The sequence below is a fragment of the Caldimonas caldifontis genome, assembly GCF_002930615.1.
GTDB lineage: Bacteria > Pseudomonadota > Gammaproteobacteria > Burkholderiales > Burkholderiaceae_C > Caldimonas > Caldimonas caldifontis.
Window position 1 is genome coordinate 69,433 of the sequence record NZ_PSNX01000006.1, and the last position, 16,449, is coordinate 85,881.

The following is a 16,449-nucleotide window of genomic DNA, read 5'->3' on the forward strand; positions in this document are numbered from 1 at the left end:
AGGCCTCGCCGCCTGGCCGCGGCAATGGGCATGAAAGAGCTGTCATGAACCGCTATCCCCTGTGGAAATACGCGATCCTGTTGGTCGCGGTGATCGTGGGCCTGGTCTATACCCTGCCCAATTTCTTCGGCGAGGCGCCGGCGGTGCAGGTCTCCAGCGGCAAGGTCACCATCCGCATGGACGAGGCCATGACCGAGCGCGTGCGGCAGGCCCTGGCCGATGGCAATGTGCCGGTGGATTTCGTGCAGTTCGACGGCAATTCGGTGCGCGCCCGCTTTGCCGACACCGACACCCAGATCCGCGCACGCGACGTGATCGACCGCGCGCTGAACCCGGACCCGGCCGATCCGGGCTACGTCGTGGCCCTCAACCTCGTGTCGCGGTCACCCCAATGGCTGACCGCCGTGCGCGCGCTGCCCATGTACCTGGGCCTGGACCTGCGCGGCGGCGTGCACTTCCTGATGCAGGTGGACATGGAGGCGGCCCTCACGCGGCGTGCCGAGGCCTATGTGGGCGACGCGCGCGCGCTGCTGCGCGACCGCAACATCCGCCATGCGGGCATCACCCGCAACGGCAACAACGTCGAGGTGCGCTTCCGCGAAGCCGCCGTACAACAGCAGGCGCGCGATGTCCTGCGTGACCAGCTGGCCGACCTGGACTGGGTCGAGTCGGTTGACGGGCTCGACTTCAAGCTCACGGGCACGCTCAAGCCCGAAGCGGCGCGCCGCATCCAGGATCAGGCGCTCAAGCAGAACATCACGACGCTGCACAACCGCATCAACGAGCTGGGCACCAGCGAACCGGTGATCCAGCAGCAGGGGCTGGATCGGGTGGTGGTGCAGCTGCCGGGTGTTCAGGACACCGCACGCGCCAAGGACATCATCGGGCGCACCGCCACGCTGGAGGTTCGCCTGGTGGACGACAGCGCCGAAGCCATGGCGGCGCTGGCCGGCAACGGCCCGGTGCCCTTCGGCACCGAGCGCTATGTGGAGCGCGGCGGGGCCCCGCTCATCGTGCGCCGCCAGGTCATCCTCACGGGCGAGAACCTCACGGACGCCCAGGCCGGCTTCGACGACCAGCAGCAGCCGGCCGTGCACCTCACGCTCGACGCCAAGGGCGCGCGCATCTTCCGCGACATCACCCGCGAGAACGTGGGTCGGCGCATGGCCATCCTGCTGTTCGAGAAGGGACGCGGCGAGGTGGTGACGGCCCCGGTCATCCGCACCGAGATCGGCGGTGGGCGGGTGCAGATCTCCGGTCGCATGACCACGCAGGAGGCCAACGACGTCGCCCTGCTGTTGCGCGCCGGCTCGCTGGCCGCGCCGATGGAGATCATCGAGGAGCGCACCATCGGCCCCGCGCTGGGCGCCGAGAACATCGCCAAGGGCTTCAACAGCGTGATCTGGGGGCTGGCAGCCATCGCCGTCTTCATGATCGCCTACTACAGGCTGTTCGGCGTGTTCTCCACTCTGGCGCTCACCCTCAACCTCTTCCTGCTGATGGCCCTGCTGTCGATGCTGCAGGCCACACTCACGCTGCCAGGCATCGCGGCGGTGGCGCTCACGCTGGGCATGGCCATCGACGCGAACGTGTTGATCAATGAACGCGTGCGCGAGGAGTTGCGCAACGGAGCCTCGCCGCAGGCGGCCATCCATGCCGGCTACGAGCGGGCCTGGGCCACCATCCTTGACTCCAACGTCACCACGCTGATCGCCGGCGTGGCCTTGCTGGCCTTCGGCTCCGGCCCGGTGCGCGGCTTTGCCGTGGTGCACTGCCTGGGCATCCTGACGTCGATGTTCTCGGCCGTGCTGTTCTCGCGTGGCCTGGTGAACCTGTGGTACGGACGGCAGAAGAAGCTCAAGTCCGTGTCCATCGGTCAGGTCTGGACGCCTGGCGGAGAACCCGCCTCCAAGGCCTGAGGCCGCGAACGCACAGGAATCACGCACATGGAATTCTTTCGGATCAAGCGCGACATCCCGTTCATGCGGCACGCGCTGCTGCTCAATGCCATTTCGGCGGCGATGTTCATCGCGGCGGTGTTCTTCCTGATCACCCGCGGGCTGCACCTGTCCATCGAGTTCACCGGCGGGACCGTGATGGAAGTCCAGTACGCCCAGGCGGCCGACATCGGCCAGGTGCGCAGCCAGATCGACACGTTGGGCTTTGGCGAAGTGCAGGTGCAGAACTTCGGCACTTCGCGCGATGTGCTGATCCGCCTGCCGCTGCGCGGGGAGGTGCAGCAGTCGGAGGTGGTGTCGCGTGTGATGGAGGCGCTGTGCACGGCCCAGAGTGGCCGCATCGAGCAGCGCAACGAAGTCACCGACCGGGGCGAGGCGGTCAGCCGGCAGGTCTGCGATGCCAATGGCAGCGAGCCGCTGCGCCTGCAGCGCAGCGAGTTCGTGGGTCCGCAGGTGGGGGCTGAGCTCGCGCGCGATGGTGCCATCGCCCTGGCCATGACGATCATCGGCATCATGATCTACCTGGCCTTCCGCTTCGAGTGGAAGTTCTCGGTGGCGGCCATCGTGGCCAACCTGCACGACGTCATCATCATTCTGGGCTTCTTTGCCTTTTTCCAGTGGGAGTTCTCGCTCTCGGTGCTGGCCGCGGTGCTCGCGGTGCTGGGCTACTCGGTGAACGAATCCGTGGTGATCTTCGACCGCATCCGCGAATCCTTCCGCAAGTACCGCAAGATGACGACCGCCGAGATCATGGACAACGCCATCACGCGCACCATGAGCCGCACCGTCATCACCCACGGCTCGACGCAGATCATGGTGCTGTCCATGCTGATCTTCGGCGGGCCCACCCTGCACTATTTCGCGCTGGCGCTGACGATCGGCATCTGCTTCGGCATCTACTCCTCGGTTTTCGTGGCCGCCGCCACCGCCATGTGGCTGGGCGTCAAGCGCGAGGATCTGATCACGCCCTCGCGCAAGGAGACGGATCCGGACGACCCGAACGCGGGTGCCGTGGTGTAGAGTTCGGCGATCCCTCCTCATCCGAACGCAGGCACCCGACCCCCACCATGGCCATCCCTGCCGACCCCAAGGCGCTTGCTGCCCAGGCCCGCAGGACCTTCCTGAACGTGGTGCTCTATGGGGCCCCCAACGCCGTCCAGGCGGTCGAAGAAGGGGCCAAGCTGATCGCCACCCAGCCGGCGCCGCCCGAGCTGCTGCTGCGTCGCCGCGACGCATGGGGCGACCTGCAGCGCCTGCGGGGTGCCTGGCAGCAGCAGCTGTCCGAACAGATCCAGAACTGGCAGGGCTCCCTGTCCGCCGGTGCCAGCGCCACGGTGCTGGCGGGGCTGGGACGCGGCGCCGAGCTCTCCCTGGTGGATGACGACACCATCGAGCACGAAATTCTCGGCTCACGTCTGGCCCTGGCCGCCATGGATCAGGCCAGTTCCGAATTCACCGATTTGCGCTCTCGCATCATTGCCCTGGAGCGGCGTGACGAACTGCCGCCCTCCGACCTCCTTCGGCCCCAGGTCATGGCGGCTCTGATGCTTCAGACGTGGCGCTCCGCGGGTCTGAGCATCGAAGCCTGGCGCTGCGTGCAGCCTGTGCTGCACGACGAGCTGGGGCACCTGCTGGTGCTGGCCTACCACGAGACGAACAAGTGGCTCATCGCCCATGGGGTCTTGCCGGAGATCGATCTGCGCCCCCTCATCCGCCGGGCGCGCGACACCGGCGTGGCGGCGACGGGGCGCCCCACCGAAATGGGCGGTGCGACCCGGGCGGCTTCGGTGCTGGCGGGGGGCGCTGCGCCCAGCGGGCCCCAGCATTCCGTGGGCGAGGAAACGCGCCTGATGACGCGGGCTTCCAACCTGCTGCGGGCCTCGGAGCAGGCCCACGCCGTGCTGGGCCGGCTCAACCGGCTCGTGGGCAAGCAGGTGCCCGAGTTCGAGGCCACCACCCAGGCCCAGCCGGCTTCACCCCGCCTGGCCGAGGCCATGGCGCGCGCCGAGCGAGAAGTGGCGCAGCAGTTCCAACCCAGCGCTCCTGGGGCGGTGGCCCATCCTGCGGCCCTGGTGCAGGGGCTCCAGGAGCGCAAGCAGGCCCTCAAGCAGGCCACCGAATCCCCCATCGAGCGCGCCACGATCGAGATCGTCGCCCTGCTGTTCCAGAGCCTGCTGATGGAAGAGCGTTTGCCGGCATCGGTGCGGGTGTGGTTTGCGCGGCTGCAGATGCCGGTGCTGCGCGTGGCCATCAGCGAGCCCGACTTCTTCGCCACCATCGACCACCCCGCGCGCAAGCTCATCGACCGCATGGGCGCCTGCGTGATGGGCTTCGACGAGGCCACGGCCGGCGCGAGCGAGGCGCTGGAGAAGGAGATCAAGCGGGTGGTTCAGGTGGTGGAGGCCTACCCCGACACCGGACGCCGCGTGTTCCAGACCGTGCTCGTGGAGTTCGAGAAATTCCTCGATCACTACTTCCGCAACGAGCACGAGCAGTCGCGCAAGGGGGTCTCGCTGGCCCAGCAGGTCGAGCAGCGCGAGATCCTGGCCATCCAGTACACCATCGAGCTGCGCAAGATGCTCAACGAGGTGCCGGTGCAGGAAGGGGTGCGCGACTTCCTTTTCCAGATCTGGGCCGACGTGCTGGCCATGACGGCCGTCAAGCACGGCCCCAACGGCGAGCCCACCAAGGCGATGAAGCGTGCAGCCGCCGACCTGATCTGGTCGGCCAGCGCCAAGGTGTCGCGCGAGGAGCGCGCCGAGGTGATCCGCCGCCTGCCGCCCCTGCTCAAGACCTTGCGCGACGGCATGGCAGGCGCGGGGGTCTCACCTGAGAAGCAGGACGAGCACATCCAGACGCTGAACAACTCGCTGGCAGCGGCCTTCACGGCCAAGACGGCGGCCATCCCGGCCGAGCGGCTGGACGAGCTGATGCTGCGCCTTGAAACCCTGGAAGAACTGCTGCCCGACGCCGAGGTGGAGATCGACGAGTCCATGGTGCTCGACCTGTCCGGTCGTGAAACCTCCGGCCTGGAGGTGGTGGCCGAGGGAGGCTCCATGCCGAGCCCGGCCATGGTGGCCTGGGCGCGGGGCATCCAGGTGGGCGCCTGGTTCAAGCTCGACTACCGAGGCCGCAACGAGCCGGTGCAGCTGGCCTGGCAAGGCCTGCGCAAGCAGCTCAGCCTGTTTGTCTCGCCCAACGGGCGCTGCGTGCTCTTCCAGCAGCATCGCCTGGCGGCCTTCCTGCAGGCGGGTTTGCTGGTGCCGGCCGAGGAAGAGGCGCTCACGGTGCGTGCCACGCGCGACGCGCTGGCCAAGCTCGACGCCGACCCCAGCCGTCTGCTCAACTGAAAGCCGTCCGGCGGCGCCCGGTGCCGGCCAGAGGGTGTCAGTGGATGAGGCGGTCCTGCACGTCGACGAAGAGTTCGTCGAGGATGAGGGCGTCGGGTTCTTCGCCCAGGCTCCAGAAGACCATCAGCACGATGATCTTGAGGTCTTCCAGGGAGACGGGCCCGCCCGGGATGGCCATGGCACGATCGATGACGATCTCGCGCATGGGCGGCGGCAGCACGCCGGCCGATTCGAGGAAGCTGACGAAACCCAGGCACTCCTCGCCGAAGTGGTCGTGTTCGGCCGAAGTGAACACCCGCATGCTGTGTTCGCCTTGCTGGCCGGCGTGCGTCTGGGCGCTCAGGGTCAGGCCGTCGAGCCAGTTCAGGGCTTCCTGGATTTCGTCGCTTTCGAAACCCACCGCGGAGAGTTTGCGGGTCAGCTGCTCGTGGTCCGGGCAGGCATCGGGCCGCCAGTAGTTTTCGTAGAGGTACACGAGCACATCGAACATGGTTTGACTATACCCGAGGCGCCCCGCAGGGCAAGCGTCAAATCCAACGGTGGGCGACGTGGCTTTTCCCGGCTTGGGCGCCCCCGGCGATCAGGCCCGGTGGCAGCGCTGGAAGAGCCCGCCGGGCAGGCGCTCGACCTCACCGGACAGCTCCAGCTCCAGCAGGCGGGCACTCAGCCGGTCGGTGGGCCAGCCGCAGCGGGCCTGCAGCGCGTCCAGCGAGGCCGGATCGTGGCCCAGCGCGTCCAGGAGTTCGTCGTGCAGGTCGGGGGCCGGGTCCGGGGCATGGTCGGCGCCAGACCGGCTGACGGGTGTCAGCCGCACATCGGCCCAGTGCAGCTCGTCCAGGATGTCCTGGGCCGATTCCACGAGCTTGGCACCTTGCTTGATGAGCGCGTGGCAACCGCGCGACTGGGGGGCGTGGATGGAGCCGGGAATGGCAAACACCTCGCGCCCCTGTTCGGCCGCCAGCCGGGCGGTGATCAGCGAGCCGGACTGCACCGCGGCCTCGATCACCAGGGTGCCCCGGCTCAGGCCAGAGAGGATGCGGTTGCGCTGCGGGAAGTGAGGGGGCAGGGGTGGGGTGCCCAGGGCATATTCGCTCATCAGCAGCCCGTGTTCGGCAATGCGTGCCGCCAGGGCCTGATGGCGCCTGGGATAGACCTGATCCAGGCCAGTTCCCACCACGGCGACCGTGCCGCCCGGGCCTTCGAGCGCACCTTCATGCGCGGCGCCATCGATGCCCAGCGCCAGGCCCGACACCACCGTGAGCCCCACCTGACTGAGATGGGCCGCAAAGGCGCGCGCGTTCTCCAGCCCCTGACGGCTCGGGTGGCGGGTGCCCACCACGGCGATCGAGGGGCCGAGGAGCTTGTCCAGGTCGCCGATGGCGTAGAAAAGCACAGGCGGATCGGCCGTGGCGAGCAGCAGGGGCGGGTAGCCCGGGTCGCCCAGGGTGACGACGTGGTGCCGCGGGCTCGCCGCCAGCCAGCCCAGGGTGCGCTCCACCAGGGCCGGCCAGTGGGCGGGAGGCTCCTCCAGGGCCCGGGCGAGGGCGTCTCCGACCACGCCACGCCGGGCGGCAAGAGGCGCCTGGCAGGCGGCCTGGGGGGATCCGAAGGCGGCCAGCAGGCGACGCACGGACTCGCGGCCCAGGCCCGGGGTTTCGAGCAGCCGCAGCCAGGCAGACAGCTCGTCGGGGGCGATGCGGGGATCGGACATCGGGCGCCAGAAAAGCAAAGGCGGGCCGCGAAGGCCCGCCCGACTGCCTCGGGGCTCAGGGTTGGGTGAAGCGGTCGCCCACCACGACCGGATCCCGCACGTTCAGCACCAGGGCATAGGACATGCGGTCGAACACGCGGAAGACGAACAGCAGGCCGTGGCGTTCGTCGGGCAGGCGCAGCGTGGCCTTGTCGGCCGAGGTGGTGTCCTTCATGACACGGCCAGCGGTCCACAGCGCCAGCACATGACCGCGTTCGACGCCATCCTGGCTGCCCTTGTTCAGAGCCACCACCTGGTTCTGTCCCGCTGTCGTGTTGTCGCCATAGATGGAGGCGATGCGCCCATCGATGGGGGCCTGCGGCGCGTGCGGCACGTAGTTGATGAACTCGCGCGGCGGCATGGGGGCGAGACGATCGCCCACACCCATCTCCTGACGCACCGATTGCACCTCCACCGTCGCGGGGATGATCTCGCCCTGGGCATTGGTGCTGCCCGGGCGGACGTAGGTGGCCGCACCCACGTAGGCGGCTTCGTAACCCAGCACCTCCTTCGTGAGGGGGTCGAGCAGGGGCTTGGCGTTGCGGAAGACGCGCCAGTCGCGCTGCTCGCCCATCTCGCCGCGCACATAGGCGCGGTCACCGCGGGACATCAGGACCCGGCCTTCCTGAGCCGCCACCACACGGGGCGCGGCCTCCAGCTCATCACGATTGAAGATGACGGCCTCGTTCAGGAAGGGCTCGATCAGGTCCAGCGGCACCGAGGCAATGCCATCGATGAGCTCGGTGCTGCGCACCCGCGGCGACAGCTTGACCGTGCCTGCCACGGGTTCGCCCATGCGCAGCCGGGCCATGCCGTTGAGCTTCTCAAGCACCAGGACCTGCCCCGGGAAGATCAGGTGCGGGTTGCGGATCTGGTCCAGGTTCATGCCCCACAGCTCGGGCCAGCGCCAGGGGCTGCGCAGGAAGAGGCTGGAGATATCCCAGAGGGTGTCACCGCGCTTGACCACATAGGTGTCGGGCGCGTTGGGGGCGAGTTCGGACAATGGCACCCCGGCCTGTGCCACCTGCTGGGCGGTGGCGCGCTGCTGCGGAGTGACCGGATAATTGACGGCCAGCGCGCTGGCGCAGGCGGTGGCGAGCGCCACGGTGGCCAGGGCCTGGATCCCCAGGCGTGCGAGCGCAGGCGACTGCGTCGGACGGGCTTGCGGCGTGAGCTTACGAATCATGCAGGGGTCTCCGCATTCCGGCACGGCCTGTTTTTCCGGGGCCATGACGCCATATGGTTAATGAGTTCTTATTCCGCCCGGGGACGACAGTTCGGCGAAAATCCTCACATAGTTTCACAGATTCTGCCCATAAACCCTTGATGCCGCAACGAATTTTGCTGGACGTTACTGGTGCTGCGGCACTGGTTCACGAAATCCGGCGTTGCGGGAATTCCACACATGCAGCCCCTGACGGGGCACACCCGCTGCCATGGCCTTGCTGAACATCCTGCGTTATCCCGATCCGCGCCTGCACAAGGTCGCCAAGCCGGTGGCCGAGGTGGACGCGCGCATCCAGCGTCTGGTCGATGACATGCTGGAGACCATGTACGAGGCCCAGGGCGTGGGCCTGGCGGCCACCCAGGTCGATGTGCATGAGCGGGTCATCGTGATCGACGTGTCTGACGAACGCGACGATCCGCGGGTGCTGATCAATCCCGAGCTGGTTGAGAAAAGTGAGGAGATGATCGTCTGGGAAGAGGGCTGCCTGTCGGTGCCGGCCATCTATGACAAGGTGGACCGCCACGCCCGGGTGCGCGTGCGCGCGCTGGACCGCAATGGTCAAGCGTATGAATTCGAGGCGGACGGGCTGCTCGCGGTGTGTGTCCAGCACGAGATGGATCACCTGATGGGCAAGGTCTTCGTCGAATACCTCTCGCCGCTCAAGCGCAACCGCATCAAGTCCAAGCTCCAGAAGCGCGCCAAGGACGAGGTGCGCTGAAAGGGCCGCCCGATGAAGGTGGTCTTTGCCGGCACCCCGGAGTTCGCCCAGGTGGCCCTGGCCGCCCTGCATGCGGCTGGTTTCCGGATTCCGCTGGTTCTCACCCAGCCCGACCGTCCGGCCGGCCGGGGGATGAAGCTCAGCCCCAGCCCGGTCAAGCAATGGGCCCAGGCCCATGGCATCGAGGTGGCTCAGCCGCGCAGCCTGCGGCTGGATGGCAGGTATCCCGAGGATGCCAGGGCGACCCGCGAGCGCCTGCTGGCGCTGCAGCCCGACGTGATGGTGGTGGCCGCCTACGGTCTGATCCTGCCGCGCTGGGTGCTGGCATTGCCGCGCCTGGGCTGCCTGAACATCCACGCCTCGCTGCTGCCGCGCTGGCGGGGGGCGGCCCCCATCCATCGCGCCATCGAGGCAGGGGATGCCGACACCGGCGTCACCATCATGCAGATGGATGAGGGCCTGGACACCGGCGACATGCTGCTGGCCGAACGCACCCCGATCCGCAGTGACGACACGACGGCCCGTCTGCACGACCGGCTGGCCGAGATCGGAGGGCGGCTCATCGTCGAGGCGCTGGAGCTTGCCGCCTGCGGTGGCCTGAAGCCGGTGAAGCAGCCTGACGAGGGCGTGACCTACGCCCACAAGATCGACAAGTCCGAGGCGAGGATCGACTGGACCGAGCCGGCCGGGGTGATCGAGCGCCGCCTGCGCGCCTTCGACCCCTTCCCCGGCGGCGTGGCCCACCTGGGGGACACTGCGCTGAAGGTGTGGTCCGCGCGGGCCGAGCCGGGGCAGGGCGCCCCGGGCGAGGTGCTGTCGGTCGGCGACGAGGGCGTGCGGGTGGGCTGCGGCGAAGGGGTGCTGTGCCTGCTGGAGCTGCAAAAGCCCGGCGGACGGCGCCTGAAGGTGAAGGAATTCCTGGCGGGCCATATGGTGAGGCCCGGCATGGTCTTTGCCCCGCCTGCGGACTGAGCCCATCGCTTGATATACAACTCGGGCGACCCCATCTGGGGCGAGGTTGGAGCAGAAAGGAACACCACGATGTTCAACATGATGAAGACTGCCATCCTGATGGCGGCCATCACCGGGCTGTTCATGGCCATCGGCTCGCTGCTGGGCGGCCAGCAGGGCATGATGCTTGCGCTCATCGTGGCGCTGGGCATGAATTTCTTCAGCTACTGGTTCTCGGACAAGCTGGTGCTGAAGATGTACAACGCCCAGGAGGTCGATGAAACCACGGCGCCGCAGTTCTACGGCATGGTGCGTGAGCTGGCGCACAAGGCCGGGCTGCCCATGCCCAAGGTGTATCTCATCCACGAAGACGCGCCCAACGCCTTCGCCACCGGCCGCAATCCGCACAACGCCGCCGTGGCGGCCACCACCGGCATTATGCGCGTGCTCAACGAGCGCGAGCTGCGCGGCGTGATGGCGCACGAACTGGCCCATGTGAAGCACCGCGACATCCTGATCTCGACCATCAGCGCGACGATGGCCGGCGCGATCTCGATGCTGGCCAACTTTGCGATGTTCTTCGGCGGGCGCGACAGCGAAGGCCGCCCGGCCAATCCCGTCGTGGGCCTCCTGGTGATGATCCTGGCGCCGCTGGCGGCCAGCCTGATCCAGATGGCCATCAGCCGGGCGCGTGAGTTCGAGGCCGACCGCGGCGGCGCCGAGATCTCCGGTGACCCGCAGGCCCTGGCCAGCGCCTTGCAGAAGATCCAGCGCTACGCCCAGGGCATCCCGCTGGAGGCTGCCGAGCGGCATCCGGAGACGGCGCAGATGATGATCATGAACCCGCTGTCGGGCGGGGGGCTGCGCGGGCTGTTCTCCACCCACCCGGCCACGGAGGAGCGGGTGGCCCGGCTGATGGACATGGCCCGGATGGGCGCCTATCGCTGAGCCCGGGAATCCGGACTCAAGTCCGGGCCCCGGCCGCCGATATCCCGGGGACGGACCCTTTGCCCACCCTTGTCATGCGTGCCCTGACCCTTTCACTGACGTTGCTGAGCCTGGTCGCCCTTGCGGGCTGCGACCAACTGGGCATCGAATCGGCGCAGGCGGTGGCCGAGCGCCGTGACGCGGAAGGGCGCGCCCTGGGTGGGGCCTGCCGCCATGCCGGGCGCGCCATCGAGGACTGCTACACGCTGAACCCCCGGGCCGACAAGGCGGCCATCTTCGCTGGCTGGCGCGAGATGAACGACTACATGGCCGAGAACAAGCTCAGCGAAGTCCCGCCGCAGGTCGTCAACCCGCGGCATGCCCGCCTGCTGGGCGGGCCCGAGGGCGAATCCGCCGAGCGTTGAGGGTCAGCGAGCGCCCGCGGCCGGACAGGCCGTTCCTGTCCCCGTGCCGTGGGCCCGGGCCCAGTCGGCCAGGCGGCCCAGGATACGGGCCGCGGCCTCGGCGCCACGCGCCAGCGCCTCCCAGAAACCGCGTGTGCCCAGGCCTTGGGCTTCGGCCTGCCAGTGCAGTTGCGCCTGCCCATCGGCACGCCAGGTCTCGGCCACCACTTCGTCGCCGCGGTGCAGGCTCAGGCCTTCGCCCGGGTTGAGCACGAGATCGTCTCCACCGCCGGTGCGGGTGACCCACAGGGCGCTGCCGTGCACGATCAGGGTCCCGGCCTCGCTGGCGCGCCAGCGCAGCGTGCGACCGGACCCGGGGCCGAGGACGCCGAGAGGGCGGGATTGGTGCATTGCTTGCATGAGTGTCTGATCCATGATGAACTCTCGCTTCAGGTTGGGCATAGCTTAGGTGGCGTGCGTGGCCCGGTCCAATGAGAAGGGTGTGGATCATTGATGCACTTATGTCATGAATAGGCCTCGCCATCGTCCTTTGCCCGTGGGGGCCCTGCGCGCCTTCGAAGCCGTGGCGCGCCATCTCAACTTCCGGGCGGCCGCCGAGGAGCTCTTCCTGACCCAGCCGGCCATCAGCCGGCAGATCCAGGGGCTGGAGGACGAGGTGGGGGCCCCCTTGTTCGTGCGCGGCACCCGGCATGTGGAGCTCACGGTGGCCGGTGCGGCCTTGCTGCGCGCGGTGGCCCCCCTGCTGGACCGGCTCGATACGACCGTGCACCAGATCCGGCGATCCAGAGGGCGTCGTGTGGTGGGGGTCACCACCTTCGCCTCCTTCGCGTCGCTGTGGCTGATCCCCCGGCTGGAGGCCTTCCAGCGCGAGCATCCTGACATCGACATCCGGGTGAGTGCCACCGACCAGATCATCGAATCGGAAACCCAGGACATCGATGTGGCCCTGCGCTACTGCACCCCGCAGCGTGCCGGGCCGCAGGCCACGCACCTCTTTGGTGAGGCGCTCACCCCGGTGGCGAGCCCCTGGCTGCTCGAGCGCGCCCGCAACGGCCAGGGGCCGGCGCTGCAGACGCCTGCCGATCTGGCCCACCACACCCTGCTCGAGGAGGACGATGGCCGTCCCTCGTCGGGCTTCCTCAGCTGGCATGCCTGGTTCGATCATTGTGGCCTGTCGGGCTTGCAGCCACGGCGCTGGCTTTACTTCAACTACACCTATCAGCAGGTGCAGTCGGCCCTGTCGGGCCAGGGCGTGGCGCTGGCCCGGCTGCCGCTGGTGGCCGATGCACTGCGCAGCGGGGAACTGGTGGAGCCCTTTGCCGGCGCCCGCAGCGCGGTCACCACCCGGCATGCCTACTGGCTGCTGGCTTCACCCCAGGCGCGAGCCCGCCCGGAAGTGGCTCAGTTCTGCGCCTGGATCGAAGCGCAGGCGGCGCTCACGCGCGAGGCGCTGGGCGAAACAGGGTGAGGGGTCCTCGGCTCACGGCGCGATCACCTCGTCTTCAGTGACGACGAGGGTCAGGGGCTGGTCGTGGGGCTCCGGCTGCAGGGCCACCTGGCTGCCGTGCCAGGCCACGCCCACCGGCGTCACGCCCGGGTGCGCGGCCAGCCAGCGGTCGAAGTAGCCTCCGCCATAGCCCAGGCGGTAGCCCTCGCGGGTGTACCCGACGCAGGGCACGAGCACCACGTCGGGAACCACCACGGCACCCTCGGTGCTGGGGATGCCGCACTCGTCGCGCACGGGCGGGTCGTCACGTCCATCCCAGCGCCGGTAAGCCATGGTGGGGGGGTGGCGGCGCGCAAAAGGCAAGGCCAGCCCGTCGGCCAGCACGGTCATGTCGTCGCCCCATGCAACCCGTGCGTTAAATTCGGATCGAACCGGCCAATAAAGCCCCAGCACCTGCGGCTCCAGCGCTTCGAGCACGTCTTTCAAGCGCTGCCCCAGGGCCCGATGGGCCGCCGGACCTGAAGGGGAGGCCACGAAGCGCTCGCGCGCTTCGAGCAGTTGCTGGCGCAACGTGGCCCGGTCGAGGGACCCTGACTCCGTGATCCAAGGCATCTGCTTGATGAGATTTCTTCCGAAGAGCTTCGATTATCGACGGGCCCTGTGGGCCATGGCGGCGGTGGTGCTCGTGGGCTGCGCACCCCTGCGCGTGGACGCCCAAGGCAGCGGCGACCTGGCCCAGCAGGCCAAGGAGGCCCACAGCCGCAAGGATGGTGCGCGACTGCAGGCCCTGCTGAAGACGGCCCGCAGCCAGCGCCACCCGCTGACGCCCTGGATCGACTACTGGGAGCTCAACCTGCGGCTGCCGCAGGCGAGCGCCCAGGAACTGGCGGCGTTCTACGCCCGCTGGCCGGACTCCTATGTGGAAGACCGCTTGCGCAACGACTGGCTGCTTGAACTCGGTCGCCGCGGCGACTGGGCCCAGATGGCCCTTGAGCTGCCGCGGTTCCGGATGCGCGACGACCGCGAGTTGCATTGCTATGAGCAGTTGCTGCGTCAGCAGAATGGCGAGGCCGCCGAGTCCGTGCGGGAAGCCGCCCGCCAGGCCTGGTTCGCGCAGCGCGATGCCGATGTCGGCTGCGCCACCATGGCCACCCAGCTCTATGCGGCCGGGGTGCTGCGTGCCGAAGACGTCTGGCGCAAGGCCCGTCTGGCGACCGACCAGAACCGGCCTCGTGCCGTGCGGCAGGCGTTGGAACTGCTGGGCGCCTCGGCCGTCATCAACTTCAACGAGCTCTACGAGAACCCGGCCCGCTACGTGGCGCGCGCCGGGCGCACCGACCGGCGTGATCTGGCCGAGCTGACCGCGCTGGCGCTGATCCGCCTTGGGGCCAGCGACCCCGCCCTGGCGGCCACCCAGATGCAGGACCGCTGGGCGGCCTGGCTGCCTGATGATCTGGCGTCCTGGGTGTGGGCCAGCATCGGCCGCCAGGCAGCGATCCGGCTGTTGCCCGAAGCGGCCGACCACTATCAGCGGGCGGCGCGCAAGGCCGACGAGCGCTCCTGGTCGGACGACACCCTGGTGTGGAAGGCGCGTGCCGCTTTGCGTGTCGGACGCTGGCCCCAGGTGCTGCAGGCCATCGAGGCCTTGTCGCCCTCGGAGCAGCGCGACCCCACCTGGATGTACTGGAAGGCCCGCGCGCTGCGGGAGCTGGCGGCCACCTCCGGCGAGTCGGAGCGTCTGCGCGGGGAAGCCTTTGCGCTGCTCGACGAGCTCTCCGGGCAATACCACTTCTACGGCAAGCTGGCGGCCGAGGCGCTGGATCGCCCCCATGCCCTGCCGCCTGCGGCGGCGCCGCTGACGCCTGAAGAGCGCGAGCGGGCCGCCGGCAACCCCGGGCTGCAACGCGCCTTGCGCCTGATCGAGCTGGGCCTGCGCAGCGAGGGCGTGCGCGAGTGGAACTGGACGCTGAACTTCACATCGGCCGGTCGCATGGGCGATCGGGAGCTGCTGGCCGCCGCCCAGCTGGCCTGCGACCGCCAGGTGTGGGACCGCTGCATCAACACCAGCGAGCGCACCCAGGCCGAGTTCAACTTCGAACAGCGCTTCCCCATGCCCTTCCGTCGCGAGGTGGTGCTCAAGGCGCGTGAGCTCGGCGTGGACCCGGCGGTGGTGTATGGCCTGATTCGCCAGGAGTCCCGCTTCATCATGGATGCGCGCTCCCATGTGGGCGCCTCCGGCCTGATGCAGCTCATGCCGGCCACGGCGCGCTGGACGGCGCGCCAGATCGGGCTGAACTACCAGCCGTCCATGATCAACGACCGCGACGTGAACCTCACGCTGGGCATGAGCTACCTGAAACTGGTCGTGGAAGATCAGGGCTCCCTGGCCCTGGGTGCGGCTGCCTACAACGCCGGGCCTGGTCGGCCCAGGCGCTGGCGCGAAGGGCCGGTGCTGGAGGCGCCGATCTGGATCGAGAACATCCCGTTCAACGAGACCCGCGACTATGTCAAGAAGGTCCTGTCGAACGCCACCTACTATGACGCCTTGATGAACGACCGGGTGCCGCGCCTGCGCGACCGCCTGGAGTCCACGATCGGCCCGCGCGCGCCCACTGCGCCCGCGCCACGTGCCGATCTGCCCTGAGTCCTTTCAGCCTGAACCATGACATGAACAAGATCCTCGTCCTCGGTGGCACCGGCTTTGTGGGCCGCCACGTGTGTGAACAGCTGGTCGAGCGCAATGGCGGCGGGGGTGGGCGCATCCTCGTGCCCAGCCGCCGCCCGGCGCGGGCCCAGCACATCCGCATGCTGCCCACGGTCGAGCTGGTGCAGGCCGACGTGCATGATGCGTCCCAGTTGCGCCGTCTGGTGGCCGGCTGCGATGCGGTGATCAACCTCGTGGCCATCCTGCATGGCCGCCCGGCCGACTTCGACAAGGTGCACGTGGCCCTGCCGCGCCAGCTGGCCCAGGCCTGTGCCGAGGCCGGCGTGAAACGCCTGCTGCACGTGAGTGCCCTGGGCGTGGGCGAGGGGGCGCCGTCGAACTACCTGCGGTCCAAGACGGCCGGCGAGGCCGTGCTCAAGGCCCAGCGCGGGCTGGAGCTCACGATCCTGCGTCCGTCGGTGATCTTCGGTGCCGAAGACCGCTTCCTCAACCTGTTCGCCCGCCTGCAGAAGATCTTCCCGCTGATGCCCCTGGCGGGGGCTTCGGCACGCTTCCAGCCCGTGTGGGTGGGTGACGTGGCCCGTGCCCTGGTGCGCTGCCTCGACGACCGCGGCACCATCGGGCAGACGTACGAGTGCGCCGGCCCGCAGGTGTACACGCTGGCCGACATCGTCCGACTGGCGGGCCGCCTGTCGGGTCATCCACGCCCGGTGCTGCCTTTGCCCGAGGCGCTGGGGCGGTTGCAGGCCCTGGTGATGGAGTGCCTGCCCGGCGAGCCCCTGATGAGCCGTGACAACATCGCCTCCATGCGGGTGCCGAATGTCGCCAGCGGGCAACTGCCTGGCCTGCAGGCCCTCGGCATCACGCCGGTGGACCTGCCCTCGGTGGCGGCCGCCTACCTGGCCGGCCAGGAACCCCGCCAGCGCTACGACCACTTCCGCGCCTTTGCACGGCGCGGTTGAGCCCGGCATGCATCAATCCGATGCAAGGAAGGCATTGGCGCGCCGGACCGGCGCCCCCTAGCATGGGG

The 16,449-nt window shown here is 68.8% G+C and carries 15 protein-coding genes; 10 read left to right on the top strand and 5 right to left on the bottom strand.

Annotation, left to right across the window (positions count from 1 at the left end; genetic code table 11):
- Window positions 1–44 precede the first annotated feature (44 nt).
- From secD to C1704_RS08155, 3 genes are read left to right on the top strand one after another with little or no spacing between them, the layout of a single operon-like run.
- Entirely contained in the window at window positions 45–1,919 is a 1,875-nt protein-coding gene (gene secD / locus C1704_RS08145) for a protein translocase subunit SecD (protein WP_104302226.1), read from the top strand.
- Window positions 1,920–1,946: 27 nt separating this feature from the next.
- Complete coding sequence (gene secF, locus C1704_RS08150) at window positions 1,947–2,978, top strand: protein translocase subunit SecF (RefSeq protein ID WP_104302227.1); 1,032 nt, start codon at window positions 1,947–1,949, stop codon at window positions 2,976–2,978.
- A gap of 47 nt (window positions 2,979–3,025) precedes the next feature.
- Window positions 3,026–5,308: a DUF1631 family protein gene (locus C1704_RS08155; RefSeq protein ID WP_104302228.1), complete on the top strand. Its 2,283-nt coding sequence runs from the start codon at window positions 3,026–3,028 to the stop codon at window positions 5,306–5,308.
- A gap of 37 nt (window positions 5,309–5,345) precedes the next feature.
- Here the strand turns inward: C1704_RS08155 and C1704_RS08160 are convergent, their stop codons facing one another.
- From C1704_RS08160 to C1704_RS08170, 3 genes are all read right to left on the bottom strand, one after another.
- Entirely contained in the window at window positions 5,346–5,798 is a 453-nt protein-coding gene (locus C1704_RS08160) for a Smg family protein (RefSeq protein WP_104302229.1), read from the bottom strand.
- A gap of 90 nt (window positions 5,799–5,888) precedes the next feature.
- Complete coding sequence (gene dprA, locus C1704_RS08165) at window positions 5,889–7,019, bottom strand: DNA-processing protein DprA (protein ID WP_245876422.1); 1,131 nt, start codon at window positions 7,017–7,019, stop codon at window positions 5,889–5,891.
- 55 nt (window positions 7,020–7,074) lie between these two features.
- The gene (locus C1704_RS08170; RefSeq protein ID WP_104302230.1) at window positions 7,075–8,244 is read right to left on the bottom strand and encodes a LysM peptidoglycan-binding domain-containing protein; all 1,170 of its coding nucleotides are present in this window, start codon (window positions 8,242–8,244) and stop codon (window positions 7,075–7,077) included.
- A gap of 250 nt (window positions 8,245–8,494) precedes the next feature.
- On the opposite strand from C1704_RS08170, the gene def reads away from it, so the two are divergent.
- The 4 genes from def (at window position 8,495) to C1704_RS08190 (ending at window position 11,307) form a co-directional block, all read left to right on the top strand.
- A complete protein-coding gene (gene def / locus C1704_RS08175) occupies window positions 8,495–9,004 on the top strand; it encodes a peptide deformylase (protein WP_104302231.1) in 510 nt (169 codons plus the stop codon).
- Between the two features lie 12 nt (window positions 9,005–9,016).
- Window positions 9,017–9,976: a methionyl-tRNA formyltransferase gene (gene fmt / locus C1704_RS08180; RefSeq protein ID WP_104302232.1), complete on the top strand. Its 960-nt coding sequence runs from the start codon at window positions 9,017–9,019 to the stop codon at window positions 9,974–9,976.
- 69 nt (window positions 9,977–10,045) lie between these two features.
- Window positions 10,046–10,903, top strand: a complete 858-nt coding sequence (gene htpX, locus C1704_RS08185; protein WP_104302233.1) for a zinc metalloprotease HtpX — start codon at window positions 10,046–10,048, stop codon at window positions 10,901–10,903.
- A 74-nt stretch (window positions 10,904–10,977) separates the two neighbouring features.
- Window positions 10,978–11,307, top strand: a complete 330-nt coding sequence (locus C1704_RS08190) for a hypothetical protein (protein ID WP_104302234.1) — start codon at window positions 10,978–10,980, stop codon at window positions 11,305–11,307.
- A gap of 3 nt (window positions 11,308–11,310) precedes the next feature.
- Here the strand turns inward: C1704_RS08190 and C1704_RS08195 are convergent, their stop codons facing one another.
- Window positions 11,311–11,706, bottom strand: a complete 396-nt coding sequence (locus tag C1704_RS08195; protein WP_170064653.1) for a DUF2917 domain-containing protein — start codon at window positions 11,704–11,706, stop codon at window positions 11,311–11,313.
- A gap of 106 nt (window positions 11,707–11,812) precedes the next feature.
- Between C1704_RS08195 and C1704_RS08200 the strand changes: the two genes are divergently transcribed.
- Window positions 11,813–12,775, top strand: coding sequence for a LysR substrate-binding domain-containing protein (locus tag C1704_RS08200; RefSeq protein ID WP_104302236.1), 963 nt, complete (start codon window positions 11,813–11,815; stop codon window positions 12,773–12,775).
- A gap of 12 nt (window positions 12,776–12,787) precedes the next feature.
- Here the strand turns inward: C1704_RS08200 and C1704_RS08205 are convergent, their stop codons facing one another.
- Window positions 12,788–13,366 (bottom strand): 5-formyltetrahydrofolate cyclo-ligase, encoded by a 579-nt coding sequence (locus C1704_RS08205; protein WP_104302237.1) that lies wholly within the window; start codon window positions 13,364–13,366, stop codon window positions 12,788–12,790.
- A gap of 7 nt (window positions 13,367–13,373) precedes the next feature.
- On the opposite strand from C1704_RS08205, the gene C1704_RS08210 reads away from it, so the two are divergent.
- Complete coding sequence (locus C1704_RS08210; RefSeq protein WP_104302238.1) at window positions 13,374–15,398, top strand: lytic transglycosylase domain-containing protein; 2,025 nt, start codon at window positions 13,374–13,376, stop codon at window positions 15,396–15,398.
- 23 nt (window positions 15,399–15,421) lie between these two features.
- Window positions 15,422–16,381, top strand: coding sequence for a complex I NDUFA9 subunit family protein (locus C1704_RS08215; protein ID WP_104302239.1), 960 nt, complete (start codon window positions 15,422–15,424; stop codon window positions 16,379–16,381).
- The last annotated feature ends 68 nt before the right edge of the window (window positions 16,382–16,449 follow it).

Coding starts and splice junctions, on each gene's coding strand:
- C1704_RS08190 (WP_104302234.1), top strand. CDS start 10,978: ATGCGTGCCCTGACCCTTTCACTGACGTTGCTGAGCCTGGTCGCCCTT.
- def (WP_104302231.1), top strand. CDS start 8,495: ATGGCCTTGCTGAACATCCTGCGTTATCCCGATCCGCGCCTGCACAAG.
- C1704_RS08205 (WP_104302237.1), bottom strand. CDS start 13,366: ATGCCTTGGATCACGGAGTCAGGGTCCCTCGACCGGGCCACGTTGCGC.
- C1704_RS08200 (WP_104302236.1), top strand. CDS start 11,813: ATGAATAGGCCTCGCCATCGTCCTTTGCCCGTGGGGGCCCTGCGCGCC.
- C1704_RS08210 (WP_104302238.1), top strand. CDS start 13,374: ATGAGATTTCTTCCGAAGAGCTTCGATTATCGACGGGCCCTGTGGGCC.
- fmt (WP_104302232.1), top strand. CDS start 9,017: ATGAAGGTGGTCTTTGCCGGCACCCCGGAGTTCGCCCAGGTGGCCCTG.
- C1704_RS08155 (WP_104302228.1), top strand. CDS start 3,026: ATGGCCATCCCTGCCGACCCCAAGGCGCTTGCTGCCCAGGCCCGCAGG.
- secD (WP_104302226.1), top strand. CDS start 45: ATGAACCGCTATCCCCTGTGGAAATACGCGATCCTGTTGGTCGCGGTG.
- htpX (WP_104302233.1), top strand. CDS start 10,046: ATGTTCAACATGATGAAGACTGCCATCCTGATGGCGGCCATCACCGGG.
- secF (WP_104302227.1), top strand. CDS start 1,947: ATGGAATTCTTTCGGATCAAGCGCGACATCCCGTTCATGCGGCACGCG.
- C1704_RS08170 (WP_104302230.1), bottom strand. CDS start 8,244: ATGATTCGTAAGCTCACGCCGCAAGCCCGTCCGACGCAGTCGCCTGCG.
- C1704_RS08160 (WP_104302229.1), bottom strand. CDS start 5,798: ATGTTCGATGTGCTCGTGTACCTCTACGAAAACTACTGGCGGCCCGAT.
- dprA (WP_245876422.1), bottom strand. CDS start 7,019: ATGTCCGATCCCCGCATCGCCCCCGACGAGCTGTCTGCCTGGCTGCGG.
- C1704_RS08195 (WP_170064653.1), bottom strand. CDS start 11,706: ATGCAAGCAATGCACCAATCCCGCCCTCTCGGCGTCCTCGGCCCCGGG.
- C1704_RS08215 (WP_104302239.1), top strand. CDS start 15,422: ATGAACAAGATCCTCGTCCTCGGTGGCACCGGCTTTGTGGGCCGCCAC.